20 protein-coding genes and 1 riboswitch are annotated in these 26,175 nt (G+C 66.1%); of the genes, 8 read left to right on the plus strand and 12 right to left on the minus strand.

Annotated features, from left to right (window positions below):
* Positions 1-119 precede the first annotated feature (119 nt).
* The 4 genes from K7G81_RS04430 (at position 120) to K7G81_RS04445 (ending at position 4,733) form a co-directional block, all read left to right on the plus strand.
* Positions 120-1,532, plus strand: coding sequence for a Gfo/Idh/MocA family protein (locus tag K7G81_RS04430; RefSeq protein WP_223029570.1), 1,413 nt, complete (start codon positions 120-122; stop codon positions 1,530-1,532).
* A complete protein-coding gene (locus tag K7G81_RS04435) occupies positions 1,529-2,317 on the plus strand; it encodes a 3-keto-disaccharide hydrolase (RefSeq protein WP_255586612.1) in 789 nt (262 codons plus the stop codon). Before K7G81_RS04430 ends, K7G81_RS04435 begins: the two co-directional genes overlap by 4 nt.
* A gap of 224 nt (positions 2,318-2,541) precedes the next feature.
* Positions 2,542-4,284, plus strand: a complete 1,743-nt coding sequence (locus K7G81_RS04440; protein ID WP_223030104.1) for a DEAD/DEAH box helicase — start codon at positions 2,542-2,544, stop codon at positions 4,282-4,284.
* Between the two features lie 2 nt (positions 4,285-4,286).
* On the plus strand, positions 4,287-4,733 hold the full coding sequence (locus K7G81_RS04445) for a YaiI/YqxD family protein (protein ID WP_223030105.1): 447 nt from the start codon (positions 4,287-4,289) through the stop codon (positions 4,731-4,733).
* A gap of 102 nt (positions 4,734-4,835) precedes the next feature.
* Here the strand turns inward: K7G81_RS04445 and K7G81_RS04450 are convergent, their stop codons facing one another.
* Complete coding sequence (locus tag K7G81_RS04450; RefSeq protein WP_223030106.1) at positions 4,836-6,668, minus strand: ABC-F family ATP-binding cassette domain-containing protein; 1,833 nt, start codon at positions 6,666-6,668, stop codon at positions 4,836-4,838.
* 152 nt (positions 6,669-6,820) lie between these two features.
* Positions 6,821-7,045: riboswitch (cobalamin riboswitch) on the plus strand.
* 142 nt (positions 7,046-7,187) lie between these two features.
* Between K7G81_RS04450 and metE the strand changes: the two genes are divergently transcribed.
* Positions 7,188-9,530 (plus strand): 5-methyltetrahydropteroyltriglutamate--homocysteine S-methyltransferase, encoded by a 2,343-nt coding sequence (gene metE / locus K7G81_RS04455; RefSeq protein ID WP_223029571.1) that lies wholly within the window; start codon positions 7,188-7,190, stop codon positions 9,528-9,530.
* A gap of 227 nt (positions 9,531-9,757) precedes the next feature.
* Here the strand turns inward: metE and K7G81_RS04460 are convergent, their stop codons facing one another.
* Positions 9,758-9,934 carry a YegP family protein gene (locus K7G81_RS04460; protein ID WP_223029572.1) on the minus strand — a complete coding sequence of 59 codons (177 nt, stop codon included), beginning with the start codon at positions 9,932-9,934 and terminating at the stop codon, positions 9,758-9,760.
* Between the two features lie 289 nt (positions 9,935-10,223).
* Here K7G81_RS04460 and K7G81_RS04465 point away from each other — a divergent pair, with 289 nt between their 5' ends.
* The gene (locus K7G81_RS04465) at positions 10,224-10,760 is read left to right on the plus strand and encodes a hypothetical protein (RefSeq protein ID WP_223029573.1); all 537 of its coding nucleotides are present in this window, start codon (positions 10,224-10,226) and stop codon (positions 10,758-10,760) included.
* 39 nt (positions 10,761-10,799) lie between these two features.
* On the opposite strand, the gene K7G81_RS04470 is transcribed toward K7G81_RS04465, so the two are convergent.
* From K7G81_RS04470 to K7G81_RS04495, 6 genes are all read right to left on the minus strand, one after another.
* Positions 10,800-12,998: a CHASE2 domain-containing protein gene (locus K7G81_RS04470; protein ID WP_223029574.1), complete on the minus strand. Its 2,199-nt coding sequence runs from the start codon at positions 12,996-12,998 to the stop codon at positions 10,800-10,802.
* A 3-nt stretch (positions 12,999-13,001) separates the two neighbouring features.
* The gene (locus K7G81_RS04475; protein WP_223029575.1) at positions 13,002-14,291 is read right to left on the minus strand and encodes a FecR domain-containing protein; all 1,290 of its coding nucleotides are present in this window, start codon (positions 14,289-14,291) and stop codon (positions 13,002-13,004) included.
* Positions 14,288-14,989: a response regulator transcription factor gene (locus K7G81_RS04480; RefSeq protein WP_223029576.1), complete on the minus strand. Its 702-nt coding sequence runs from the start codon at positions 14,987-14,989 to the stop codon at positions 14,288-14,290. Before K7G81_RS04480 ends, K7G81_RS04475 begins: the two co-directional genes overlap by 4 nt.
* Before the next feature lie 156 nt (positions 14,990-15,145).
* Positions 15,146-16,384, minus strand: a complete 1,239-nt coding sequence (locus tag K7G81_RS04485) for a GGDEF domain-containing protein (protein ID WP_223029577.1) — start codon at positions 16,382-16,384, stop codon at positions 15,146-15,148.
* 12 nt (positions 16,385-16,396) lie between these two features.
* Positions 16,397-17,374, minus strand: coding sequence for a hypothetical protein (locus K7G81_RS04490; RefSeq protein WP_223029578.1), 978 nt, complete (start codon positions 17,372-17,374; stop codon positions 16,397-16,399).
* On the minus strand, positions 17,359-18,585 hold the full coding sequence (locus K7G81_RS04495) for a glycosyltransferase family 2 protein (RefSeq protein ID WP_223029579.1): 1,227 nt from the start codon (positions 18,583-18,585) through the stop codon (positions 17,359-17,361). The genes K7G81_RS04490 and K7G81_RS04495 overlap by 16 nt, the downstream gene beginning before the upstream one ends.
* A gap of 841 nt (positions 18,586-19,426) precedes the next feature.
* Here K7G81_RS04495 and K7G81_RS04500 point away from each other — a divergent pair.
* Positions 19,427-20,149, plus strand: coding sequence for a sensor histidine kinase (locus tag K7G81_RS04500; RefSeq protein ID WP_223029580.1), 723 nt, complete (start codon positions 19,427-19,429; stop codon positions 20,147-20,149).
* Between the two features lie 124 nt (positions 20,150-20,273).
* The gene (locus K7G81_RS04505) at positions 20,274-21,104 is read left to right on the plus strand and encodes a universal stress protein (RefSeq protein ID WP_223029581.1); all 831 of its coding nucleotides are present in this window, start codon (positions 20,274-20,276) and stop codon (positions 21,102-21,104) included.
* A 76-nt stretch (positions 21,105-21,180) separates the two neighbouring features.
* Here the strand turns inward: K7G81_RS04505 and trxC are convergent, their stop codons facing one another.
* Genes trxC through K7G81_RS04525 form a run of 4 tightly spaced genes read right to left on the minus strand, consistent with a single transcriptional unit; the run spans position 21,181 to position 26,172 of the window.
* Positions 21,181-21,612 carry a thioredoxin TrxC gene (gene trxC / locus K7G81_RS04510; protein ID WP_223029582.1) on the minus strand — a complete coding sequence of 144 codons (432 nt, stop codon included), beginning with the start codon at positions 21,610-21,612 and terminating at the stop codon, positions 21,181-21,183.
* A complete protein-coding gene (locus K7G81_RS04515; protein ID WP_223029583.1) occupies positions 21,609-21,923 on the minus strand; it encodes an ArsR/SmtB family transcription factor in 315 nt (104 codons plus the stop codon). The genes trxC and K7G81_RS04515 overlap by 4 nt, the downstream gene beginning before the upstream one ends.
* Positions 21,920-25,144, minus strand: a complete 3,225-nt coding sequence (locus tag K7G81_RS04520) for an efflux RND transporter permease subunit (protein ID WP_223029584.1) — start codon at positions 25,142-25,144, stop codon at positions 21,920-21,922. The genes K7G81_RS04515 and K7G81_RS04520 overlap by 4 nt, the downstream gene beginning before the upstream one ends.
* A complete protein-coding gene (locus K7G81_RS04525) occupies positions 25,141-26,172 on the minus strand; it encodes an efflux RND transporter periplasmic adaptor subunit (RefSeq protein ID WP_223029585.1) in 1,032 nt (343 codons plus the stop codon). The genes K7G81_RS04520 and K7G81_RS04525 overlap by 4 nt, the downstream gene beginning before the upstream one ends.
* Positions 26,173-26,175: the final 3 nt, after the last annotated feature.

Here is a 26,175-nt window from a genome sequence, read left to right on the forward strand (position 1 = left end):
ACAAGCGGATATCCCCGACCTAGCATGAGATCGATTTCATAATCCCTTCGGCCGGCCGGGGGAAAGAGTCCAGGTGGCGTGTCGACGTCCGTCGGACCGGTGATTTGAGAGGGGTGCCGATGGTGATCGACCGGCGTTCGTGGTTGAAGGGGGCGGCCGTTACCGCTGCTGGATTTTCGGTGCTGCCCGCCTATGCGTCGCCGCCACGGCGTCGCAGGATTTCCCCCAGCGATCGCGTCAATATCGCGGCGATCGGCGCCGGCGGCATGGGCGCTGCCAACATGGAGCGGCTGACCAGCCAGAACATCGTTGCGATCGCCGATCCCGATCTGTCGCATGTCGCCAAGGCGTTCGTCGACGAGAATGGCGCGCCGATCGCGCGCCGCGCGACGCTCAAGGCGGCTTACGACAAGGCCGACAAATATGCCGACTACCGGCGCATGCTCGACAGTCGCAAGGATCTCGATGCGGTCGTCATCGCCACGCCCGATCAGCACCACGCGGTCGCCGCGAAGATGGCGATGGAGCGGGGCCTGCACGTTTATGTGCAGAAGCCGCTGACCTATACGGTGCGCGAAGGGCGCGTGCTGAACGGCCTCGCTCGCGATAATCCGCGCCTTGTGACGCAGATGGGCAATCAGGGCCATTCGGGCGATGACGGCCGCCGCGTGGTCGAGATGATCCGCGGCGGCGCGATCGGCGACGTGCGCGAGGTGCAGGTCTGGACCAACCGGCCGATCTGGCCGCAGGGCGTCGCGCGGCCGGCGGCGCTGCCCACGCCCGACGGTTTCGATTGGGATGTGTGGCTCGGCCCGTCGATGGTGAACTGGGGCTACAACCCGATCTACGCGCATTTCAACTGGCGCGGCTGGCAGCCGTTCGGGTGCGGCGCGCTGGGCGACATGGGCGCGCATCTGATCGACTTTCCGGTCTGGGCGCTCGATCCTGGGTTGCCGACACGAATCGAGACCCGCCATTCGGCGTGGGGCGAGAACGACCGGCCGCCGGGAACGCCCGAGGGCGACCTGCGTGGTAGCTATCCGCTGGCGACGGTGACGCATTTCGAATTCGGCAACGCCAAGGGCGGGCCGGTCAAGCTGACCTGGTATGACGGCGGGCTGATGCCGCCGACGCCGCGCGATCTGCCGGCCGATGCGGTGATGAAGCCGGAGGGCGGCGTGCTCTATATCGGCAACCAGGGCATGCTGATGCACGAGACCTATGGCCAGAATCCGGTGCTGATCGGCGACGGCACCGCCCAACGTGCTGCGGCGATTCCGCCATCGCTGCCGCGCATCGAAGGCGGCATCGACGGGCACGAGATGAACTGGATCCGCGCCATCCGTGGCGAGGAGAAAATCTCGTCGCCCTTCGCGGTCGCGGTGCCGCTCACCGAAACCATGCTGCTCGGCATCGTCGCGATGCGCGCCGGCACGCCGATCGAATACGACGGCAACGCGGGCCGGATCACCAACGTCGCCGATGCGAACCGCTATCTCGACCGCACATATCGCAAGGGGTGGGAGCTATGAAATCGATTCTCCGGGGCGCGGCCATTGTCCTGGCCATGATGCCGATCGCTGCCACCGCGCAGGACAAGGCCAAGCCCGAGGATACCGAGCAATGGTCCCCGGCCGTGCCGGTGGTGACGCCGGGCAAGATCGACACCGCCTTACCGCCGTCCGACGCGATCGTGCTGTTCGACGGCACTTCGCTCGATCACTGGCAGAATGTCGCTGACGGCGCGCCGGCCGGCTGGACGGTCGCAGGCGGTATCGTGACGGTGAACAAGAAGGCCGGCAATATCGAGACACGCCAGTCGTTCGGCAGTTACCAGCTCCACCTCGAATACCGCATTCCCGCGAATATCACCGGCTCCGGCCAGGCACGCGGCAACAGCGGATTGTTCCTCGCCTCTACGGGCCCCGGCGACAAGGGCTACGAGCTGCAGATTCTCGACAGCTATCGCAACAACACCTACGTCAACGGCCAGGCCGGCGCGATCTACAAACAATATCCGCCGCTCGCCAACCCGGTGCGCAAGCCGGGCGAGTGGCAGGCGATCGACGTGGTGTGGAACAAGCCGATCTTCGCGCCCGATGGGTCGGTGAAGACCCCGGCCCATGTCACCGCCTTCCTGAACGGCGTGCTGATCCAGGATCACGTCGCGCTGCACGGGGAGACGCTGTATATCGGCAAGCCCAGCTATACCGCTTATGATCGCGCGCCGATCAAGCTGCAGGCACATGGCGACGCCAGCGCGCCGATCAGCTTCCGCAACATCTGGGTGCGCGAGATTCCCGACACCGAAGGCTGACGGCAGCGATAAAACACGCTGCCTGGCGCCTGGGTGAGGTCGGCGACGAGCGGATCGGAAAATCAATACAAGCCAAACGGCGCATCAGGCTGTAAGGGCAGGTGGAGACATGGCGGCGGCCGCAGGCTTTGCGGCTCCGAAGCGATGGCATTGCCCATCGGAACATCGCCGCGCCTTTACCTTTTAGTCCTACAGCCCCCGGGCTGGCCGATCCCGTGAGTATGATGCCTTTTTCGACCCTTCCGTCCGTTCTCGCCGATGCCCTTGCCGAGCGCGGCTTTGCTGCCCCCACCGCGGTTCAGGCCGCTGTCCTGACCGCCGAGGCCGAGGGGCGGGATCTGATCGTTTCTGCCCAGACCGGATCGGGCAAGACCGTCGCGTTCGGGCTCGCGTTCGCGGCCGATCTGCTCGATGCCGATGGCGGGCTGCCGCGCGCGCAAGCACCGCTCGCGCTGGTGATCGCGCCGACCCGCGAGCTGGCGCTGCAGGTCAGCCGCGAGTTGATGTGGCTCTATGCCAAGGCCGGCGCGCGCATCGCGACCTGCGTCGGCGGCATGGATGCGTCCAAGGAGCGGCGCGCACTCAATGGTGGCGCGCACATCGTCGTCGGCACGCCGGGGCGGTTGCGCGACCATCTCGAACGCGGCGCGCTCGACCTGTCGGCGTTGAAGGCGGCGGTGCTCGACGAGGCCGACGAGATGCTCGACATGGGGTTCCGCGAGGATCTCGAGGAAATCCTCGACGCGACGCCGGGTGAGCGGCGTACGCTGCTGTTCTCGGCGACGATGCCCAAGCCGATTGTCGCGCTGGCGCGGCGCTATCAGCGCGATGCCTTGCGCTTGTCGACGGTGGGCGAGGATCGCGGCCATGGCGACATCACCTATCAAGCAGTCACCGTCTCGCCCGCCGAGATAGAGGCGGCGGTGGTCAATCTGCTGCGCTTCCACGAAGCGGAAACCGCGATCCTGTTCTGCGCGACGCGCGACAACGTCCGCCGGCTGCACGCCATGCTGCAGGAGCGCGGCTTTGCCGTTGTCGCCTTGTCGGGCGAGCATTCCCAATCCGAACGCAACCACGCGCTGCAGGCGCTGCGCGATCGGCGCGCGCGGGTCTGCGTTGCTACCGATGTTGCCGCGCGCGGCATTGATCTGCCCAGCCTCAGCCTCGTCATCCATGTCGAGATTCCGCGCGATGCGGAGACGCTGCAGCATCGATCGGGCCGCACCGGGCGCGCGGGGAACAAGGGCACCGCCGTGCTGATCGTTCCCTATCCGCGTCGCAAGCGGGTCGAATCGATGCTGCGCGGCGCGCGGATCAACGCGGCGTGGATCGACGCGCCGACCCCGGAAGCGATCCGCGCGCAGGATCGCGAGCGGCTGCTGGCGGCACTTCTCGCACCGGTCGAGGTGGATGAAGAAGATCGAGCGATCGCCGAGCGGCTGCTGGCCGAGCGCGCGCCCGCGGACATCGCCGCCGCGCTGGTTCGCGCGCATCGCGCATCGATGCCGCAGCCCGAGGAGATGATCGAGAACACGCCCGAAGCGCGCCGCGCGGCGCAGCAGGAGCGGCATCGCGCCGGGTTCGAGGACGTCGTCTGGTTCAGGATCGACATCGGCCGCCGCCAGAATGCCGATCCGCGCTGGCTGTTGCCGCTACTATGCCGGCGCGGGCACATCACTCGCAACGAGGTCGGTGCGATCCGGATCGGTGCGGACGAAACTCATTTCCAGGTACCGCGTGCGATCGCGGGGAAGTTCACGGCGGCGGTCGCGCGCACCGCGCGCGACGAGGACGAGCAGGCCGACGTGCGCATCGAGCCGTCCGAGGGCCCGCGCATGGCCGCGCGCGGCCAGCGCGAGGGCAGGGGGCGTCCTCCCGGCGGCCAGCACCGTCCCAAGCCGTTCCGGCCCGGCGGGCCGAAGCGCAAGGGCGCACCGGGCAAGCCGCGAAAGGGCAAGCCGGCGTGACCTTGCGCATCCTCGTCGATGCGGATGCGTGCCCGGTCAAGGACGAGGTCTACAAGGTGGCATGGCGGCATGAGGTGGCGGTGGCGATCGTCAGCAACAGCTGGTTGCGCGTGCCCGATCACTCGGCGATCGAGCGTATCGTCGTAAGCGACGGCTTCGACGCCGCGGATGACTGGATCGCCGAGGCCGCGGGCAGCGAGACGATCGTCGTCACTGCCGACATCCTGCTCGCCGACCGCTGCCTGAAGGTCGGGGCAAGCGTGCTGGCACCGACCGGCAAGCCGTTCACCGCAAACTCGATCGGCGCCGCGATCGCGACGCGAGCGATCATGGCCGATTTGCGCGCGGGTGGCGATCAACTCGGTGGGCCGGCGCCGTTCTCGAAGGCCGATCGGTCGGCGTTCCTGCAGTCGCTCGATACGGCGATCGTGCGGCTGAAACGGCGCTGACGCGCATTAGGGCCGTCACCCCGGACTTGTTCCGGAGTCCAACTCTCCGATGGCACCCGTGGCCCGTTGGATGCCGGAACAAGTCCGGCATGACGAAAGACGTTAGGCCGCGATTGCCTCCAGCGCCTCGCTCGCCTCCAGCCAGGCGCTTTCCGCACTGGCGACCTGATCGTCAAGCTCGGCGCGGCGCTTCATCAGGTCATTCATCGAGGCGCCGGCCGATGGATCGGCCATTGCCCGGTCGACCGCACTGCGCTGTTCGGAAAGGCGGCTCAACTCGCTCTCCGCCGTCTTGGCGCGTTGCCGCAATTCCTTCTCGCGCTCGCGCGTCTCGGTGGCGCGGCGCTCCTTCCTGTCGGCTTTCTCGGCCTTCGGTTCGCCACTCAGCACCAGCGCGATATAATCGTCGACCGAACCGTCGAACTCCTTCGCTGTGCCGCCGTCGACCAGCACCAGCCGGTCGGCGGTCATCTCGATCATGTGCTTGTCGTGGCTGACGATCACCACCGCGCCGGTATAGGCGTTGAGCGCCTGGATCAGCGCCTCGCGGGCGTCGACGTCGAGATGGTTGGTCGGCTCGTCGAGGATCAGCATGTGCGGCGCGTCGCGGGTAATCAGTGCCAGCGCGAGGCGCGCTCGCTCGCCGCCCGACAGCTTGCCGACCGCAGTCGTCGCCTTCTGGCCCTGAAACCCGAAGCGGCCGAGCTGCGCGCGCACCGCGCCCTGGCTCGCGCCCTTCATCATCAGCGTCATGTGCTGGAGCGGGGTTTCGTCGCGATCGAGTTCCTCGACCTGATATTGGGTGAAATAGCCGACGCGCATCTTGCCCGTGGCGGTGATCCCGCCCTCCATCGGCGCGAGCTGCGCGGCAAGCAGGCGGGCGAGCGTCGTCTTGCCGTTGCCGTTGCGGCCCAGCAGCGCGATGCGATCGTCGGGATCGAGCCTGAGGTTGAGCCGCTTGAGGATCGGCGTCTCGCCATAGCCGACGGTGGCCATGTCCATCGTCACCAGCGGCGGGCGCAGCTCGTCGGGATCGGGGAAATCAAAGCTCAGGCTGGGATCGTCGATCAGCTCGGCGATCGGCTGCATCTTGGCGAGCATCTTGGCGCGCGACTGCGCCTGCTTCGCGGTCGAGGCGCGCGCCGAATTGCGCGCGACATAATCCTGCAGCTTCTCGCGCTCGGCCTGCTGCTTGGCGCACGCCGAGGCGATCTGCGCCTGGCGCTCGGCGCGCTGCTTCTCGAACGCGTCGTATCCGCCCGGGTACAGCGTCAGCTTGCCGCCCGACAGATGCAGGATGTGATCGACGACGTTGTTGAGGAAATCGCGCTCGTGGCTGACCAGCAGGATCGTCGCCGGATAGCTCTTGAGGAAATCCTCCAGCCACAGCACGGCTTCGAGATCGAGGTGGTTGGAGGGTTCGTCGAGCAGCAGCACGTCGGGTTGCGAGAACAACAGGCTGGCGAGCGCCACGCGCATCTTCCAGCCGCCCGAGAAACTGTCGAGCGGGCATTGCTGCGCCGCTTCGTCGAACCCGAGGCCGATCAGGATGCGCGCCGCGCGCGCCTCGGCGGTATAGGCGTCGATCGCGATCAGCCGCTCATAGACGTCGCCCAGCCGATCGGGATCGGTGCAGGTCTCGCTCTCGGCCATCAGCGCGGTGCGCTCGGTATCGGCGGCCAGCACCGTTTCCAGCGGCGTGGCGTCGCCCGCCGGCGCTTCTTGCGCGATATAGCCGAGCCGGGTGCCGCGCGGCATGTCGATCGATCCCGTGTCGGGCTCGATACCGCCGGTGATGGTGCGGACCAGCGTCGTCTTGCCGGCACCATTGCGCCCGATGAGGCCGATGCGGCCGCGCGGCGGCAGCCTGGCAGTGGCACCATCGATGATCGTGCGTCCGCCGAGGCGCACGGTGATGTCGGTCAGATTGAGCATATCGGCGGCGCCGTAGCAGAACATGGGGAATCCCCCAAGCGTTAGCGATCAGCTCGTCCCGCTTATCGCCGGCGGTGTGGTGCGGTCCCGGCATGACATAACGATATAAACATATCTTTATATTGTTCTTGACGCGGTTCGCGAAATCCGCGATCAAGCCGGCGTCGAGGTTCCCCGTCCCAGGCATGGCGGCGGGGCTAAGACGGGAAGCCGGTGGCGCGTCTTGAAGGCGCGGAGTCCGGCGCTGCCCCCGCAACTGTAAGCGGCGAGCGGCGATCCCAATCGATGGTCACTGGCGTGCCGCACGCGCGCCGGGAAGGCCGGGATCGACGTGCTGACCCGCAAGCCAGGAGACCTGCCTTTCGACGCGATAACGTTCCTCGGACGGGGGTTCCTCCGGTGGATCGCGCCAGACGCACGAGTTGCGTCGCGTGTCCGCCAACCTCCGGGCCGCGTCGTCTCCTGCGCCCTCGCGCGCTCTATCCTGGTTCACCGGTCCGGCCTGACCAGGAGTGCATGATGACTGTTTCAGCCGCCAATCTCGGTTTCCCCCGCATCGGCCCGCGCCGCGAGCTCAAGGCCGCAACCGAAGCCTATTGGGCCGGCAAAATCGACGAAGCGACATTGCTTCAGACCGCAAAAGACCTGCGCGCCGCGACCTGGGATCGCCAGAAAGCCGCCGGCATCGAGGTGATCCCGTCGAACGATTTCTCCTTCTATGACCAGGTGCTCGATACCTCGGTGATGGTCGGCGCAATTCCGGAAATCTATCGCGCGATCGGCGCGCCCGACTCGCTCGACGTCTATTTCGCGATGGCGCGCGGCCGCCAGACCGGAGCCAGCCCGGAGGCGATCGAACACGGCTGTGCCCACGGCCACGGCGCCGGATTGGACGTGCCCGCGCAGGAAATGACCAAGTGGTGCGACACCAATTATCATTATATGGTGCCCGAGGTGGCACCCGATCAGGCGTTCGCGCTGTCGGCGACCAAGCCGATCGACCATTTCCAGGAAGCCAGGGCACTCGGCCACCATACCCGCCCGGTGATCCTCGGCCCGGTCACGTATCTGCTGCTCGCCAAATCGAAGACAGGGGGCTTCGATCCGTTGTCGCTGCTGCCCAGGTTGCTGCCCGTCTATGCCGCGTTGCTGGCGAAGCTGGCCGAGGCCGGTGCAGACTGGGTGCAGATCGACGAACCCGCGCTGGTGCTCGATCTCGGCGATGCGGCGCGCGATGCCTATCGCACCGCTTATGCCGAACTCGCGAAGGTGCGCGGCATCAAGCTGATGCTGGCGACCTATTTCGGCGCGCTGGGCGACAATCTGGAAACGGCATTGGCGCTGCCTGTTGCCGGCCTGCACGTCGATCTGGTCCGCGCGCCCGAGCAACTCGATGCGGTGCTCGCCGGTGCGCGCGATGATCTCGTCCTGTCATTGGGCGTGATCGACGGGCGCAACGTCTGGAAAGCCGATCTTACCGCTTTGCTCGACCGCTATGATATGGTCGTCAGGCAGCGTGCCGAGGTCCAGATCGCGCCGTCCTGCTCGCTGCTCCACACGCCGGTCGATCTCGCGCTGGAAACCAAGCTCGATGCCGAGATCAAGGACTGGCTGGCCTTCGCCGCGCAGAAGCTGGAGGAGATTGCCATCCTGCGCCAGGGCCTTGCCGAGGGGCGCTACATCATCTGGGCCGAACTGGCCGACAATGCCGATTCGATCGCGAGCCGCCGCCGCTCGCCGCTGACGCGGAACCCCGCGGTGCGCGATCGCCTCGCGACGGTCGATGCTGCGATGGCCCGCCGCGGCGCGCCGTTCGCGGAGCGGATCAAGGCGCAGCAGGCACATCTCGGCTTGCCACCGTTGCCGACGACGACGATCGGGTCGTTCCCGCAGACGCCCGAGGTGCGTAAGGCGCGTGCCGCGCACGGCAAGGGCGAACTGGACGATGCCGGCTACGAGGCCTTCCTTCAGGAAGAGACGGTCCGCACCGTCAAATGGCAGGAAGACGCGGGCATCGACGTGCTCGTCCATGGCGAGTTCGAGCGCAACGACATGGTGCAATATTTCGGCGAGCAGCTCGCCGGGTTCGCGTTCAGCCACGCCGGCTGGGTGCAGAGCTACGGCTCGCGCTGCGTCCGCCCGCCGATCATCTTCGGAGACGTCTCGCGGCCCGGGCCGATGACAGTCAAATGGTGGCGCTATGCCCAGAGCCTGACCGACAAGCCGATGAAAGGCATGCTGACCGGCCCCGTCACCATTCTCAACTGGTCGTTCGTCCGCGACGATCAGCCGCGCGAGGACACGTGTCGCCAGATCGCGCTGGCGATCCGCGACGAGGTGCTCGACCTCGAGGCGGCCGGGGCCAAGATCATCCAGATCGATGAGGCGGCGCTGCGCGAGGGCTTGCCGCTGCGCAAGGCCGACTGGCAATATTATCTCGGCTGGGCGGTGGAGAGCTTTCGCCTCTCGGCGGCTGGCGTTGGCGACGCAACGCAGATCCACACACACATGTGTTATTCGGAGTTCAACGAGATCATCGAATCGATCGGCGCCATGGATGCCGACGTCATTTCGATCGAGACCTCGCGCTCGAAAATGGAACTGCTCGACGCGTTCGTCGACTATGACTATCCCAACGAGATCGGGCCGGGCGTGTATGACATCCACAGCCCCCGTATTCCCTCCGCCGGGGAGATGGAGGCACTGCTGCTCAAGGCAAGCGAGCGGCTGTCGCCCGGGCAATTATGGGTCAATCCCGATTGCGGCCTCAAAACGCGCAAGTGGGAGGACGTGAAGCCGGCGCTGGAGAATATGGTCGCCGCGGCCAAGGCGGCGCGAGCCGCCCTTGTTGCGCCTGCCTGATCCGGGCGCGCCGGTCCCTGCGGCCTGCTCGATGGTGTCGAAGCAGCCCGTTGCTCGTGCCGATCGCAACGGCTCGGGGTGCAACCAGTCCGAATCGGCGCCGGGCGGGGCCGGATGCGCGTGGCCCCGCCCGAGCGGGCTGTCGTCGCATCCGACGACCGCCCCGGCATTGCCCCCTGTCATGCAATGCCAGCCGATTCGCACCGCACCATTCGGCGGCGGTGCGGCTAGTCGAGTTCCACCGTCTCGGCGGCCGGAACGTGTTTCTTGATCGCTTCGATCGCCCGTTTGGCGCCGCTGCGCGCGCTATACCCTTCGGTGGAGAAGATCGTTTCGGCATTGAACTTGAATCGCACCCGGTGCTCGCCCGCCTTGTCGGTGTAGATTTCGAAGCGATGGGCCATGCGCTGTTTCCTTGCCGTCCAGCCAATTCGTCCTTTTCGGCCCGTCGTATCGCGTCCCGGCGCCGGTTCGCTATTGAGCGACGCAACCCCGAATGTCGCTCCGAGGCCGAAAAAAGGGGGCAACGGTCACCTTTGGGGGGCTCGACCGTTGCCCCGGGGTTGTGCGTTCCCACACGTGTCGCCAGGGAGGCACGACAACCCTGATCGGGCATGGCGGCGGGCAGGTCCAGTAAATTGCCGTAAATTGCACATAATATACTGAAACAATAGCGAATTTCTCCGACAATTCATGCGGCCGCACGCGCCGCTTGCCTTGTTCGCCGCCCGGATTATCCTGTCCTACGTGACCGGAATGAAAATCCATGCCCGGACGGCGGCTCTGGCAGCGGTGCTGGCGCTCGCCGGGTGCGCGCCGTCGATCCGGCACTTCGGCGGCGCGGTGGCCGGCGATCCACGCGCGAGCTTCGTCATGGCGCCGGGCAACGACGCCGCTGCTATCGCCGCGGTGCACGATGCTTTGGTATCTGCGGGCCGTGTAGAAACCGCGGACGCGGCGCAGCGGATCGAGGTCGGCTTCGCGGTGCGGCCGCGCCGGCTGGCGCTGACGGTGCCTGATGGGGCGGGCGGAAATACGACGGTCTCACCCGAGGCCAAGGCGCCGCCCAGCTTCTGCCACCGGCAAGCCTATGTCCTCACCGTGGCGATGATCGATCGTACCACCGGTGCAGTGGTGCGTCGCACCGGCGCGATCACCTCGCGCTGCCACGGCGCGCCCGCGACGGTGCTGCCGCTGCTCGCGAAAGCAGCTCTCGCCAACCAAGCATAGGCGCTGCGCCGCCGCGCTCATGCTATGTCGGCGGATGGGTTATGGTACGCCGGCAAAGCGCAGGATGAAGCGCGTGCCATGTGGCGCGCGCGGCGTGCAGTTGATCTCGCCATGGTGCCGGGCAACGGCGGCGCCGACATAGGCAAGCCCGAGACCGGCCGCGTGCCGCGATCCCGGCGCCTTGCGGCGATAGCCATAGCGCTTGAACAAATCGGCGCAGCGCTCCGGCGGCATGCCCGGCCCGTCATCGTCGATGACGCACTCGATCCATCCCGCGGCATCGCCAGTCAGGCGGCAACGGACGACGCCGTCGTCGGCACTGAACTTCACCGCGTTATCGAGCAGATTGGCGAACATGCGGCGCAGCGTATCGCGTTCGCCGAGCATGAAGCGGGGCTGGTCGGTCCCTTCGAGCTCGATGCGGATGTTGCGGCTGGAGGCCTGCGACCAGAGGTCGTCGGCCGCCTCGGTCAGCACGTCGCCGAGGTCGAGTTCGTCAGGCGCGAAGCGAGCTACGTCAAGCCGGGCGAGTTCGACGAAATTGTCGGCCAATGTCAACGTGCGCCGCGCCAGTGCCGCGATGCGCGGTGCGATATCGGCATCGCCCAACGCGTGCCGATGATGCTCGATCAGCGTGATGATCGACGATTGCGGCGAGCGCATGTCGTGGCTGAGGAATTCCAGTGCCGCCTCGCGCTCGCGTTCGGCCGCGCGGGTGGCGGTGATATCCAGCAGATGCACGATCCAGCCCCGCCGTTCGCCATCGCTGCCGCATAGCGACGACCGGCGAAGCGAGAACGCGCGATCGCCAACCGCCAGTTCAGCGGGCATCGCATCGGGCGTGACTTCGGTTTCGGCGGCATCGGCGAGCAGCGCCGCCGCTTGGCGGCCGGCAAGCGACGAGCCGAACAGCGCGGCGGCCGGCCGGTTGGCGAGCAATATCCGATCGTCGAGATCGGTAACGAGCAGCGGATCGTCGACGCTTTCGATCGTATCGGAGACCAGCTGGCGCATATCGCGCATGTCGGTGATCGCGTCGCGCAGCCGTGCCGTCTGGCCGCCTACCGGATCCAGCGGCGCACGCCTGGGCGCTCTCGGCGGCACCGGTGCTGCTTCGGCGGCAAATGCGGTTAGTTCCTGGCCGATCGCCCGGTCGACTGCCTGTAGCCGCCGCCAGCCCCATAATGGATAGACGAGCAACAGCCCGATCAGTCCGGGCGTCGGCGGCAGCCAGATCCCGGCCAGCGCAAGCAATACCGCCGGCACCACCAACCCCAGTGCTATGAGCGTCAGCGAGGCGGCGAAGGCGTGCCCTGGGCCCAGCCGCCAGAAGCAGATCAGCAGCAACAGGCTGGGCAACAGCGCGGCGGCGAACAACACGGGCCGGGCTGGCGTGACGATCGAGCGGTGGGCGATCAGCGTGTTGAGCAGGTTGGCCTGCACCTCGAGCCCGCTGATCGGCCCGCCGCGCCGCATCGGCACCACGTAACGGTCGCCGAGGCCCGCCGCGGTAACGCCGACGAGCACGATGCGCCCGCGCAGAAATGCCGTCGGCACCTGACCGGCGAGCACGTCGGCAAAGGAGATCGTGCGGAAGCCGCCGCTATAGGGCTGGAACGGGATCGTGATGGTGTTCCGATGATGTTGCCAGGCGGCGGAGGGATGGCCGAAGGCGATGCGGTAGGCCCATTCCATCAGATGTAGCCAGACCCGGCCGTCCGCCGGGAGCGACAGCAGCACCGATCGCGCGGTGCCGTCGTCGTCGGGCAGCAGCGCGACATGGCCGATCGCCCGCGCGGCTGTGCCTATCGGTGCGATGGGCGGCGTCGCGTCGATCGGTCGCCCGTCATGTCCGGGGGCTTCGAACAGCACCGGCAGGACAACGCTGCCCAGAGTCTTTTCGGCCGCCGCGAGGCGTGCGTCGTCGGCGCTGCCTCCCGGTTCGGTGAACAGGACGTCATAGGCGATCGCCGCCGGTCGCGCCGCCTCCAATCGTTCCAGCATGCGGGCATGCACGGCGCGGGGCCAGGGCCAGCGGCCGATCGCCGCGATGCTGGAATCGTCGATCGTCACCAGCAGGATATGGTCGGACGGCGGCGGTGCCCGGAAGCCGACCAGCGAATCATAGAAAACGTGATCGATCCGCTCGGTGGCGCGTGCCGCGACCAGCCCGGCAACCAGCGCCATCGTGACGAGGACGATCACGCACCATTCGAGAAGGAGCCGGCGGTGTTGCAAGCCTCAGCCGCCATCCGGCGCAGCAATCACCAGTCGTTCCGGGTCGGTCCAGTTTTCGGTCATGCCGTCCGGTCCCGCCTGGACGGTCGCGACCTGCCAAAAGTAGGTGCCGGGCGGCAGCCTCTTCACTGCGATTTCGTTTCCGGTGAGGCCGACATCGTCGATGATCGGCACGCCCTTGGCGGCGTCGCGGAAGATGCGCAGCCGATAATGGCGCTCGCCTTGTCCGGCGCCATACCATTTGAAGCGATAGCCATCGGTTGTCGCGATCGCTTCGCCGTGGATCGAGGCCAGCAAGCGGGTGAAGGCATAGGTCTGGCGCTGTCCTTCCAACCCGCTCGGCGCCACCGCCGAGATCCGTACGAACTGATGGCCGTCGGGCACGCCCTGCACCTCGAAATGTGGTGTCGGCGATCGTTGCTCGCGATAGGAATCGACGAAGCCCGCGTCGGTCGCGAGCAGGATATGATAAGCTACCGCACCCGGAACCGGCGTGAGATTCAACGTGACGAGGTCGTCATGCTGCGCCTTGCCGGGATCGACTAAATCGGGGGCTGGCAGCAAGGCTGTCTTCTCGCTCTGCCCGTCGGCGTCGGTGGTGGCGCCGAACGCCTTGGGCACGAGCAGCGGCCGTGAACCGTCTGGCGGCGATACGGCGACGGTGCCGGAGAATACCTCGGTTCCCGCCGCGTGCGTCGCATCATCGTAGAAAACGGCATATTCGGTGCCGCGCACCGCCGTCATCGAGATCGGTGTAGAGATGATGTAGCGGCCGGACGGATCGCTAAGCGGGGTGACATGCGTATCGACGCTGCCGCGTCCGAGTTCGAAACGATATCGAATCGCGCCGTTGATAATCAACTTGCGCAGCTCCACCACCTTCAGCCGGCTTTGCGACGGCAGGGCGACCCGCGATCCATCGGGTAGGATTAACGTGGCGAAGCTGTTGGCGGCGGTGGTCAGCTCTGCGCCTTCGCCGAGCGACATGCCGGTCCGCGGCGGCGTCGAGCGGCCGTTGACGGTAATCGTCACGGTACCGCGATAACTCGCCAGATTGGCGTCCCCGCGGCTGTCGCGCAGCCAGGCGACCGGTATCGATACGGCACGGCCGGCCGGCATGGCGCGTGGATCGCGCGTATTCGCCAGACGGAGCAGATCATGCCAGTCATGCGCCGGAACAAGATAACGCTGGGCGAGATCGGAGGACGTATCGCCCTGTTTGATGACGTAGCGCACCACGTCGCCCGAAGTGTGTGATGCAGCGGCGGCCGCGACGAGCAGCAGCGCGATCACGGGGCATTCTCCGTCGGAAATTGCTCCATGCGATAGCCATAGCCCGATATCGCAATGATGCGATACCCGCTTTCTGGACGGAGGCGGAGCTTGGTGCGGAGCTTCGACACGTGCATGTCGAGCGTCCGCGTCGGCAGGTCCGACGCCGAATGCCAGAGTGTCTCGAGGATATAGCCGCGCGACATCGGGCGATGAATGTTATCGAAAAACAGCAGGGCTAGCGCGAATTCCTTGCTGCTCAGCGCCACCGGCTCGTCGCCGATCCGGGTGGTTTGCGTCAGTCGATCAAATTCATAGCCGCCGAAGCGGAGGAATCGATCGGTGTCGTGCTGCGTCGTCGCTCGACGCAGCACCGCTTCGATCCGTGCGACGATGACCGCCGCGCTCTCCGGCTTGATGATATAATCGTCTGCGCCCGCTCGCAGCGCCTCGGCGATGCTTTCCTTGTCTGCGCGATTGGTAATCATGATGATGCCGGACGGCCGCGTGTCGCTCGCCCGGATGCGCTGCAACAGGTCAAAGCCCGAAGTGTCGGGAAGACCCCAGTCGAGCAGCAGCAGGTCGAAGGTTTCGCGCCTCAGGGCGGCAAGCAGGCTGGTCGCATTGCGAAAGCCGACGCACTTGTATCCGGCGCCCCCCAGCGCCTCGCGCACGAAATCGATCAGATCCTCGTCGTCATCAACAATGGCAAGCCGCATTCGCTATCCCTGGTGATGGGCGGTTCTTTAATCCGCGACCGTCCCTGTTATCTAAACGCTTGCGGCGCAATGATCCCCCGTCAGAGACAAAAATTTACAATTCTGGGTAGATGCCACCAGGAGCACTGCCGGGCTACGGCAGCGCGTTGACTCCCGCTACCGGGATCCCCGCCGCCCAGCGCTTGCTGCGCCGGCTTCCCGGTCTTCCCCTTCTTCCCACATCGGCTCGTCGGCAAGCTCGACCCGGTTTCGGCCGCGCGATTTGGCGAGATACATGGCATTGTCGGCGCGCTGGAGGACATCGTCGAAGCCGGTGTCTGCGGGGTGGTATGTCGCCACCCCGGCCGAGATCGTCACCGATATCCCCCTTCTTCCAGGGAAGCGGCTGCACTCGACGGCGACGCGCAATCGTTCCACGGTTGCTTGTACGTCCTCCAGCCGTGGGTCGTCGAGGATGACGACGAATTCCTCGCCGCCTGACCGCGCGATGAAATCGGATTTGCGGATGCTCTCTTTCAACCGCTGCGAAACGTGCACCAGCACTTCGTCGCCGACCGCGTGGCCGAACGAATCGTTGATCGACTTGAAGTGATCGATGTCGATGATCGCGACAGAGAAGCGCGTGCCGCGCGCCCGGGTGCGATCGAACACGTCCTTGCCGATGGTTCCCAGGAGGCGGCGGTTGGATAGATCGGTCAGATGATCGGTCAAGGCCGCGAGTTCGAGGCTGCTCTTCAGCCGATCGACGCACATCAGCAGGAACACGGTGGCACCGACAATCGGCAACAGACCAAGGAAGATCGCCGCGGCCAGCATGCGCCAATCGCCCCTCGTCCCCGGCATCGTGTCGAAAAAGATGGGGCGGCTGGCGGGCACAAGCGTCAGGACCATAGCAAGGGCGAAAATGCCGGCCATCGTGTAGCGGCCGCGCCCGGCCTCGCCCTTGCCGTCGACGACGATCATCCGCAGGCAGTCGGACATCGCCCACACCCAGACGAACGCGGTGACTGCGGTCAGCAACGCCGGGCTGGCGCAAACGAACAGAAAATCCAGCACGCCCACCGTCGCCACCGCCAGCGGCAGAAAGTCGCGCCGGCGCAGGAGACGTCCGCGAAACAGGCGTAGCGACCGATGATACTCGATCAGCCCGCCGGTAACGAGCAAGCTGCTCGCCACGGCGACTATCGGCGTTGGCAATACGCTCACGGCAGCGCACACCGCGCACGCCCCGGCGAGCGTCAGCGTGCCCGCTTGCCAACGGCGCAGCGACAAGCGCAGCGCCGGGGTGAGGATGTGCTGGGCAAGCGACAGCACGATCGCTTCGACGGCGATCAGCAACGCGAGAGCGGCGAATATCGCATCGCCGATCATGGATTGTTGCGCCGCCATCGTCATCCGCGCGCCACGCTAGAACGCCCTGGTGAGCGAGAGCGAAAGTTGCAGATAATCGTACACGCCCGACGTCAGCGAGGTGTTGCTGTATTCCGCATTGGCTTTCAGGAACCAGTTGCGCCCGAACGAGGGACTGGAAACCTGGGCGGCGAGATAGCGTGATGGTTGCCATCCGCTCGTCGCGTCCCGCTGCGCGCCGATGCCGCCGGCGATCATGTAACGCCAGCCGCCCGAATATCGCCGCAGCTGCAATACCGGCACCGCCTGGAGGTACCAGCGCGGCGAGTAATAATCATATTCGCGCGGATGCGTGCTGTAGAAATATCGGGTTCGCACTTGGGCGCTGAGTCCCCAGTCGGATTTGAGGACATGCACGTAATTGGCCCGGAGATGCAGGCGCATGTTCTTGCCGCTGAATGCCTGCGCACCGGCGACGACCGTCAGGACGTTGCGATCGTCTGCCGGCAGGTCGATCGCCGCGCCGGCGAAGGTGTAGTAAAGGCCGCGGTCGAGGCCCATGCGCGTTTCGACGATGTCGCGCTCGATGAAATATTCCTGCCGGAAACGGGCGTTGTTGTGGATATCGGCCGAGCCCAGCACGGTGTCGCCGTCGGTGCCGATCCGGCCGTTCCACGCCCAGGAGTCGCTCTTGTCGGCGTAGCGCAGATAGACGCGATCGCGGCTCGTCGTTTTGCTGCCGGTCGGCCGATACCAGCTCTTTTCGACAGCGACTCCCCAATAGCGATCCCAATCGCGATGGCCGATGTCGAGGTTCAGGCCCGCCCGATAGATGTCGGTATGATCGGCATCGGTGGACATGAAGAAATCGAGCCCGGCCGCATGCGTATTGGCCGGCTCGCCTGGCGAGGTCGGTGCCGCCGCCGGGGCCGTCGCTGGCGCGGCCGCATCGTCCATGGCGGCAGCGGGCGTGGGCAGCAATGCCGCGAGCCCGAGAAGGGTGATCCCGCCGGCGCGCATCACTTGGTATCCCACGATTTTCTCATTCCCATCAATTCAACGACATATCCCCACACGCACACCGGCTGCATCAGCAGGCTGTAAGCCAGCGCGTAGAAGAGAAACCCCATGGGGTTCCGGCGAACACGCAGTTGCTCGTCGCGAAACACGCTGCGCTGGATGCGAAAGATGATCCCGTTCCACAGCGCCGCGAGCGGCAGCACCGCCAGCGTCAGCGGGCCGGCGATATAGAAATAGCCCAGGCAGGCGAGCATCAGCCCGGGGATGAAGACGAACGTATAGACCAGGTCCAGCGGCAGGAAGCAGACATTCCACCAGATGAACAGCAGCGTCAGCCGCGGCCGGAACAGCAGCCGCCAGTGATGCTTGAAGGCTTCCATCAGCCCGCGCGACCAGCGTTTTCGCTGCAGCGCGAAGACCCGCATCCGCTCCGGCACGTTGGTGAAGGCGAAAGCATTTGCCGCGTAGCCGATGCGATAGCCCTGCGCGAGCAAGGCCCAGGACACGACGATGTCCTCGCCGACGCATTCGGGCCAGCCGCCCACCTGTTCCAGCGCCGCGCGCCGATAAAGCGAAAACGCGCCTTGGGCGACGAGCGTGCCGTGGTACATCGCCTGCATGCGCTTGACGGCGGCGATGCCGTGAAAATAGTCCCACTCCTGCGCGCGTGTCAGCAGATTGGTCCGCGAATTGCGAACCATCACCGCACCGGCGATCGCCTGGGTATTCGCGGGATCGGAAAGCAACCGCGCGACGATATTGCGGAGCGCGTCCGGCCGCATCCAGCAATCGCCGTCAATAGTCACGATCAAATCGTGCGCGGCGAGCCGCAAGCCATCGTTCAGTACGGCGGATTTGCCTCGATTGACTGTGAAATCGCACGGGCGAAGCGTCATTTGCGACGGCGGCTCGATCGTATCGAGTGTCTGTGCCACGATTGCCGCGGTGTCGTCGGTCGAACCGTCGTTGAGGATCAGGACTTCGACCGGACCGGCATAGTCAAGCCTGGCGATGCTGGACAAAGTATCACGGATGGCTGCCGCTTCATTATAGGGGGCGACGAGGATGGTGACGCCGGGGAAGGCGGCGACCGGCCGCAACGGGGGGCGGCGATCGAGCAGCAGCGTGACGATCAGAAAGGCGTTCATGAAGCCGGGCACGTAGGCGATGAAAGCGATTGTGATTAGCGCAAATGGCCAGTCTGTGACGGTAGCCAGATCGTGCACCCAACGCTCGGAGAGCCAAATGCTCAGCGCTGTCCAGAGGCAGGCAAGGAGCAGTGCGAGCGCGAATTTGGCCCGGACCGACAAATAAAGAAGCCGATGTGGTCGCTCGTCGGAAACAACCGACGGGCGCGCTGCAACATGCTTGCGCGTTTCGCGACGAGCGCCTTGCGACGCACTTTGCGCCGCAGCAATTATCCTGCCCCCCGATCGCATAAAATTAAGACAATTCCCCAAGAGGGCGAAATATTGTATCGCTCAAATACGTGCGACCCGAGGAATAGTATCCACTGATATTTTTGTTGCGATCTTCTGTTGTACAGGTCATCTTGCGTATTGTTTTATAGCACTATATCGCCCTGTTCCGGTGTAAATTATTGTAAGTTCGCGGCAGCGACGCGGTTGCGTACCACAACGCGGGCTTTGCCTAGGGTCAGGACCCTAATCATCGATGGGCCCCGCTGTTGGATACCCGTTATCAGCGGAGCCAAAGATGAAGCGCTGGGCGCCGCGAGACGAGCCTGACCCAGTCGAGCGTACGTTGATCGCCGACCTACCTGGTAAAGGCGCGGCGGGAGCCTGACGAACTCGATCGAATCGAGCCCGTCGATCGGGCACCCCAACCCGACGACAGAAAAAAACGGGCCCGGCAGCCTGAACCGCCGGGCCAGGTAGGGCTCATAAAGAGCCCTCGGGTCGCAGTATCTCCTTCGCTCAGCAGGGTGTGATGATCGATCCGCAATTTCCCTTATCCGGTGCGAACCTGGCGAGCCGCCTCCGGAAAATTGCGCATGGTGCGTGCTTGCCAGCGGCGCGATCTGTACGGCTGGAAAGGAAGATCACCATGCATTCCGCGCCGATCAAGACACCGCCGCGCGATGACGTCCGCATTCACGATTACGTCCACGATCTGGGCAACCTCTTCGCGGTCATTTCATCGGGTGCGCATGTGTTGCAGGATCGCGCGCGATCAGACGAACAGGCGTTGCTCCTTCATGCGATCGACCGTGCTGCGGCCTGCGGTGCCGATATCGTTCGCGCGGCACTGGTGCGTGCGAGCCGCGAGACGCCGCGGCGCCTCGATCTCAATTCGGCAATCGCCGATCTCCAGCCGGCGCTTGCCATGGTGCTCGGCCTTGGCGCACGGCTGACGCTCGATCTGTGCGCCGATCCGCTGCCGCTGGCGGCCGACGAACATGAAGTCGATAGCGCCGTGATCGAGCTCGCACTCAACGCCCGACGCGCGCTCGACGTCAGCGGCCGCGTCATCATTCGGACGCGCCGCGTCGGCGCGCGCGCCTGGCTGCTGATCGCCGATGATGGTCATGGTGTCGCCCGGCCGCGCTGGCCGTCGATCGGTGCCGCAGATGGCCGCCCCCACGGCTTGCCGCGCATCGAACGCTGGCTGACAGACGTTCATGGACGGTTACATTGGCGCAGCAGTGCCGGGGTCGGCACCGTCGTCGCTCTCGATCTCCCGCTACGAATCACGCTCGATGGCCGTCATCGCAGCGCGCGCGGCGTTTCAGCGGATCAGGACAATGCGCGTCATACCGTCGCCGCCTGAGGCGCTTGCCGGGCTCGCCGTGATCGCCGGGGCGATCGCGCTCGCGCGGATTGTCTTTAGCGCGGCGCCAGACATCTGGGTGCTGATCAACGCGCTGGCGCAACCAAGCAGATAGGTCTGGCCGATGCAGACGATCCTGATCGCAAGCGATCTCTCGCAAGCGGCGACGCCCGCTTTGGCGCGCGCGTGCCTGATCGCCGAACAGCATTGCGCTGACCTGGTGATTTTCCACGTTGCACGACGCGCCATGCACGCGGCGGACCGGGCGCTGCTCGCCGAGGAGTTAGAGGAACTCGCCGCCACGCAGACCCGGCGGCATCCCTGCATCCGCGCGATCACCACGCGGCTGGGAAGTGGCCGCCCGTCGGACGCGATCGCGGCCGAAGCTGCTCGTGTTCATGCCGATCTGATCGTCGTCGGCGGTCATGGCCCGATGCGGTGGGGCGACGAATTGTTCGGTACCACGGTGGAAAACCTCGTCCGCCATACCGGGCGGCCGGTGCTCGTCGCCCGCAATGTTGCCGATCGGCCCTATCGGCGCATCGTCGCCGCGATCGAGGACGAAACGCTCGGCCGCGAAACGCTCGCGCTTGCCACGACGATGTCGTCGGCGGACACAGTGTTTGCCGTTCACGCCTTCCTGCCGACGGTGTCGCAGCTGGTCGCGGCCGATGGCGACGACTGTTCGATCCAGAACGCGGCGCAGAACGATATCGAAGCCATGGTCAGTCACGTGCTCGGCCAGCGCCGCGACATTGCTTGCACCGTTCACGCCGTGGCGCAGCGCGGCGATCCGGTGGCGGTGATCGCGCGGGCTTGGGCGCAATTTCACGGCGACCTCGTTGTCGCGGTGACGCATGGTCGCACCGGGCTCGGTCTGGCGTTGCGCGGTAGCCTGGCCGACATGTTGATCGAGGAAGCGCCGTTCGACCTGCTGCTTGAGCGCAGACGTTAACGACGCGGGCGCGCGATATTCTTGAAGCACGGCCGTCCGCATAAACATCTAGCGGTGCCGCGACCGTCGTCCGCGTTCAGAGCGCCCTCCGCACCCAGGCGGCGATTGCCTCGGCGCTCATCACGCCCGATTGGCGGGCGACTTCGCGGCCCTGCCTGAACAGGATCAGCGTCGGGATCGATCGGATCGCATAGCGCGCGGCGATATCCGGCGCCGCCTCGGTATCGAGCTTGGCGAGGCGCACGCGCGGTTCGAGCTGCCTTGCCGCCGTCTCGAACGCCGGCGCCATCATCCGGCACGGGCCGCACCACGCCGCCCAGAAATCGACCAGCACCGGCAGACTGCCCTTGCCAACCAGCTTGTCGAACAGCGCGCTGTCAGCAGCGACGGGCTTGCCGGTAAACAACGCGGCGTGGCAGCGCCCGCAGGTCGGCGCGTCGGCCAGCCGCGCCTCAGGCACCCGGTTGAGTGCGCCGCATGCCGGGCAGACGACCATCGCGTCGCTCATGTCATCTCCTCCGTGCAGATCGTGCACAGCGCCTCGAACATCCGTTCAACCTGCGGGTCGCTGATCGAATAGATGCGCGATTGCTGGTCGGTGCGCGCCGCCACCGCGCCCGCCTCGCGCAGCACCGCGAGATGCTGCGACACCGCCGCCTGGCGCAATCCCGACGCCTCGCTCAGTTCGCCGACCGACGCTTCGCCCGCCGACAACCGGCACAGCAGCAGCAGCCGGTCGCGATGCGCCAGCGCCTTCAGCGTCGCGGCAAGCCCGGTCGCGGTCTCGCGCATCTGGTCCATCGGCATGGCGGGGGTCATGCAATTTCCTTCGTCAACGGTCGGCCATCGTCGCGCAGTACGACGTAGATCGCCGGGATGACCAGCACCGTCAGCAAGGTCGACGAGGCCAGACCGAACAGCAGCGAGATCGCCAGCCCCTGGAAGATCGGGTCGGTCAGGATCACCGCCGCCCCGATCATCGCGGCGGCCGCGGTCAGCACGATCGGCTTGAAGCGGATCATGCCCGCCTCGAGCAGGGTGTCGCGCAACGATTTGTCCTCGCTCCTCGCATGACGGATGAAATCCACCAGCAGGATCGAGTTCCGCACGATGATGCCGGCCAGCGCGATGAACCCGATCATCGAGGTCGCGGTGAACGGTGCGCCGAACAGCATGTGGCCCAGCACGATGCCGACAAGCGTCAGCGGGATCGGCGTCAGGATGACAAGCGGTAACTTGAAGCTCTTGAACTGCCCGACGACCAGCACGTAAATGCCGAGCAGCGCCACCATGAACGCCGCGCCCATGTCGCGGAAGGTGACCCAGGTGATCTCCCACTCGCCGTCCCACAGCAAGGTGGTGTGCGATTCATCCTCGGGCTGGCCATGCAGGCTGATCGCCGGCTTTTCGAGGCCGTGCGCCTTCCAGTCGAACTGGCCGATCGCGCGGTCGACCGCGAGCATGCCGTAGATCGGCGCCTCGTAGCGCCCGGCAAGCTCGGCGGTGACCATCGTCGCGCCGCGGCCGTCGCGGCGGAACATCGTCTGCCCGCCCTTCGTCTGCGTCGCATCGACCACCTGCCCCAGCTCGATCAGTTGCGGCCCGCCCGCGCCCTGCGCCACCGCGACCGGCGTCGCGGCGAGCGACTGCGACCAACTGCGCTGGTTCTGGTCGAGCGTGATCTGGATCGGCAGCGGATCGCGCCCTTGCCCCTGCGGCGCATAGCCGACCGTCTGATCGCCGAGCAGCGCGCCGATGCTGTCATAGACCTGGCGTTCAGAGAGCCCGTAATGATCGAGCTTGTCGCGATCGGGGATCAGCCGCAATTCGGGCTGCGGCACGCCGAAGCTGTTGTCGACATCGACGATGTAGGGCACCGACTTGAAAATTGTCTCGATCTGCAGCGCGGTCGCCCGGCGCACCGCCTCGTTCGGCCCGTAGATCTCGGCGAGCAGGGTTGCCAGCACCGGCGGCCCGGGCGGCGTTTCGACGACCTTGATCGAGCCATCAGGTGGCAACGGAATCGACGCCAGCCGCTTTCGCAGATCGACTGCGATCGCGTGGCTCTCGCGCGAGCGATCGCCCTTGGGCGCCAGCGTCACCATCAGGTCGCCCATCCATGGCTTGTCGCGCAGGAAGTAATGGCGGACGAGTCCGTTGAAATTGAACGGCGCCGAGGTGCCGGCATAGGCCTCCATCGCCTCGACCTCGGGCACCTGACGCGTCACCGCGGCGGCCTGTTCGAGCACGCGCGAGGTCGCCTCCAGGCTGGTCCCTTCGGGCATGTCGACGACCAGTTGCAGCTCCGACTTGTTGTCGAACGGCAGCAGCTTCACCGTCACCGCCTTGAAGTAGAACATCGAGCACGCCACGATCGTCGCCACGCCCACCGCGATCAGGAAGGTCCGCGCGCTGCGCTTAGTCGCGATCACGCGCGAGGCGACGCGCGCGTAGAGCGTGCCGAGCTTGCCGCCATGCGTGTCCTCGTGCTCGTGCGCCGCCATCAGCGCCGAGCGGGCGAAGCGCACCATCAGCCACGGCGCGATAATCACCGCGACGAAGAACGAGAATACCATCGCCGCCGATGCGTTGATCGGGATCGGCGCCATGTACGGCCCCATCATCCCCGATACGAACAGCATCGGCAGCAGAGCGGCGACCACCGTCATCGTCGCGACGATCGTCGGGTTGCCGACCTCGGCGACCGCGTCGATCGCCGCCTGCACGCGGCTGCGATCGTCCTTCATCGCCCAATGGCGGGCGATATTCTCGATCATCACGATCGCGTCGTCGACCAGGATGCCGATCGAGAAAATGAGCGCGAACAGGCTGACACGGTTGATCGTGAAGCCCATCACGCGAGAGGCGAACATGGTCAGCAGGATCGTCGTCGGGATGACGATCGCGGTCACCCCCGCCTCGCGCCAGCCGATTGCGAAGCCGATCAGGACGACGATCGAAATGGTGGCGAGCGCGAGGTGGAACAGCAGCTCGTTGGCCTTCTCATCGGCGGTGTGGCCGTAATTGCGCGTCACCGACACCCGCACGCTATGGGGGATCAGCGTCCCCTTGAGCGAGTCCACGCGTTTCAGCACGTCCTCCGACACAGTGACGGCATTGGCGCCGGCGCGCTTGGCGATGGCGATGCTGACGGCGGGTGCCATGTGCCACTGGCCGTCGTCGCGCGACCAGCGCCACGAGCGCGCCTGATCTTGCGTCGGCCCTTCGCTGACGCTGGCAACGTCGCGCAGATAGACCGGCGCGCCCGCGACCGACCGCACGATCAGCGCGCCCACTTCGTCGGCCGACTCGAGCGTCTGGCCGGCGATGACGCTGGTCGCCTCGCCATTCTCGCGCACGGTGCCAACCGGGAAGCTGCGATTGGCCTGCGAGGCGGCGTCGATCACGCTCGACAGCGGCACGCGATATTGCGCCAGCTTCGCCGGATCGGGGGCGATGCGAATCACCTGCTGCTGGCTGCCGGTGATGAAGGTCAGCCCGACATTATCGACCTTGGCAAGCTCGGTGCGCAGCCGCCCGGCAAGCTCGGTCAGCGATTGCGCGGTCCAGGTGCCCGGCGCGCCCGGCTTTGGCGTCAGCGCCAGCGTGACGATCGGCACGTCGTTGATGCCGCGCACTGTCACCTTGGGCGGCGGGATGCCGACCGGGATGCGATCGATATTGGCGTCGATCTTCTCGTTGATGCGGATCGCGGCATTGTCGGGATCGGAACCGACCATGAACCGCGCGGTGACCATCACCCCGTTGTCCTCGGCCTGCGTATAGACGTGCTCGACGCCGTTCACCGACTTGACGATCGTCTCCAGCGGCTTGCCGACCAGCTCGACCGCATCCTGCGCCGACAGGCCCGGTGCGGCGACCTGGATGTCGACCATCGGCACCTTGATCTGCGGCTCTTCCTCGCGCGGGATGGTCATCGTCGCGATGATCCCGACCAGGATCGCGGCGAGTAGGAACAGCGGCGTCAGCGGGGAATTGATCGTCGCCTTGGTCAGGCGCCCCGAAATGCCGAGGCTCATTGGCCCGACCCGAGGACGAGCCGGTCGCCCGCCGATACGCCCGACAGGATCTCGACCTTGCCGGCCTCCATCGACGGCGCGGTCTGCGCCGGCACGGTGGCGACCGCACCCCTGGCGCCGCGCACATCGACATAATCGATGCCAAAGCGCGTCGTAACGTATTTGGCGGGCACCAGCAGCGCCGGGTGCGTCCCAGCCTCGACTTTGGCCGCGACGCGGCGGCCGATCAGCGTGCCGTCGAGCCCCGATATGGTAACGTCCGCGCGGACCTGACCGGAATCGACCGACGGATAGACCTTCGTCACCGTGCCGCGCTGGTCACGGCCATCGCCGTCAAGGCCAGTGGCGACGACCGCCGATCCGACATGGACCTTGCCGACCAGCGATTCGGGCAGATCGAGCTTGAGCACCACCGGTCCGGACGTGATCGTGGCAATCGACATGCCGGGCGCCACCGCCGATCCTGCGGGCACGTCGGCATGAAGCACCCGGCCGGTCGAGGGCGCCAGCACCGCGCCTTGCCCGGCCACCGCCTGCACCGCCGATTGCTGCTGGCGCGCCGCGCGCACCTGCGCCGCTGCCGCGCTGGCTGCGGCCTGTGCCTGTTCGAGCCGCGCCTTGGCATAGACGCCGTTGTCGTAGAGGAATTTGGTGCGCGAGAGATCGGCTTGCGCCTGCGCTGCCTGCGCCTGAGCGGCCGCCGCCTGGGCGCCGTAAGCGCCGCTCTGGTAACCGAGCTGGCTATCGACGATGCGGCCGATCACCTGGCCTTTCCTCACATAATCGCCGTCCTTGACGGTTAGCGTCGACAGGATGCCGGGGATGCGCGCGATCGCCTGCGCCTGATCGACCGTCGACACCTCAGCACTCACCGATTTCCAACTCGGCGCATCGACCGTCTGCACGGTGAACACCGGCCTGCGCGCGGCCTGGCTCGGCTGCGGCGCCGGCTTGTCGCTGCCGCACCCGGCGAGCAATGCCGCCGCGGCAAGCGTCCCCCATGCTAGTCGCTTGCGATCCCCCGACATCGA

The organism is Hephaestia mangrovi (genome assembly GCF_019880555.1).
Lineage (GTDB): Bacteria > Pseudomonadota > Alphaproteobacteria > Sphingomonadales > Sphingomonadaceae > Sphingomonas > Sphingomonas mangrovi.

What these genes read in the sequence shown, in the direction of transcription:
- K7G81_RS04430 (WP_223029570.1), top strand. Translation starts at nt 120, where the DNA reads ATGGTGATCGACCGGCGTTCGTGGTTGAAGGGGGCGGCCGTTACCGCT.
- K7G81_RS04435 (WP_255586612.1), top strand. Translation starts at nt 1,529, where the DNA reads ATGAAATCGATTCTCCGGGGCGCGGCCATTGTCCTGGCCATGATGCCG.
- K7G81_RS04440 (WP_223030104.1), top strand. Translation starts at nt 2,542, where the DNA reads ATGCCTTTTTCGACCCTTCCGTCCGTTCTCGCCGATGCCCTTGCCGAG.
- K7G81_RS04450 (WP_223030106.1), bottom strand. Translation starts at nt 6,668, where the DNA reads ATGCTCAATCTGACCGACATCACCGTGCGCCTCGGCGGACGCACGATC.
- metE (WP_223029571.1), top strand. Translation starts at nt 7,188, where the DNA reads ATGACTGTTTCAGCCGCCAATCTCGGTTTCCCCCGCATCGGCCCGCGC.
- K7G81_RS04460 (WP_223029572.1), bottom strand. Translation starts at nt 9,934, where the DNA reads ATGGCCCATCGCTTCGAAATCTACACCGACAAGGCGGGCGAGCACCGG.
- K7G81_RS04465 (WP_223029573.1), top strand. Translation starts at nt 10,224, where the DNA reads ATGCGGCCGCACGCGCCGCTTGCCTTGTTCGCCGCCCGGATTATCCTG.
- K7G81_RS04480 (WP_223029576.1), bottom strand. Translation starts at nt 14,989, where the DNA reads ATGCGGCTTGCCATTGTTGATGACGACGAGGATCTGATCGATTTCGTG.
- K7G81_RS04485 (WP_223029577.1), bottom strand. Translation starts at nt 16,384, where the DNA reads ATGACGATGGCGGCGCAACAATCCATGATCGGCGATGCGATATTCGCC.
- K7G81_RS04500 (WP_223029580.1), top strand. Translation starts at nt 19,427, where the DNA reads ATGCATTCCGCGCCGATCAAGACACCGCCGCGCGATGACGTCCGCATT.
- K7G81_RS04505 (WP_223029581.1), top strand. Translation starts at nt 20,274, where the DNA reads ATGCAGACGATCCTGATCGCAAGCGATCTCTCGCAAGCGGCGACGCCC.
- trxC (WP_223029582.1), bottom strand. Translation starts at nt 21,612, where the DNA reads ATGAGCGACGCGATGGTCGTCTGCCCGGCATGCGGCGCACTCAACCGG.
- K7G81_RS04515 (WP_223029583.1), bottom strand. Translation starts at nt 21,923, where the DNA reads ATGACCCCCGCCATGCCGATGGACCAGATGCGCGAGACCGCGACCGGG.
- K7G81_RS04520 (WP_223029584.1), bottom strand. Translation starts at nt 25,144, where the DNA reads ATGAGCCTCGGCATTTCGGGGCGCCTGACCAAGGCGACGATCAATTCC.
- K7G81_RS04525 (WP_223029585.1), bottom strand. Translation starts at nt 26,172, where the DNA reads ATGTCGGGGGATCGCAAGCGACTAGCATGGGGGACGCTTGCCGCGGCG.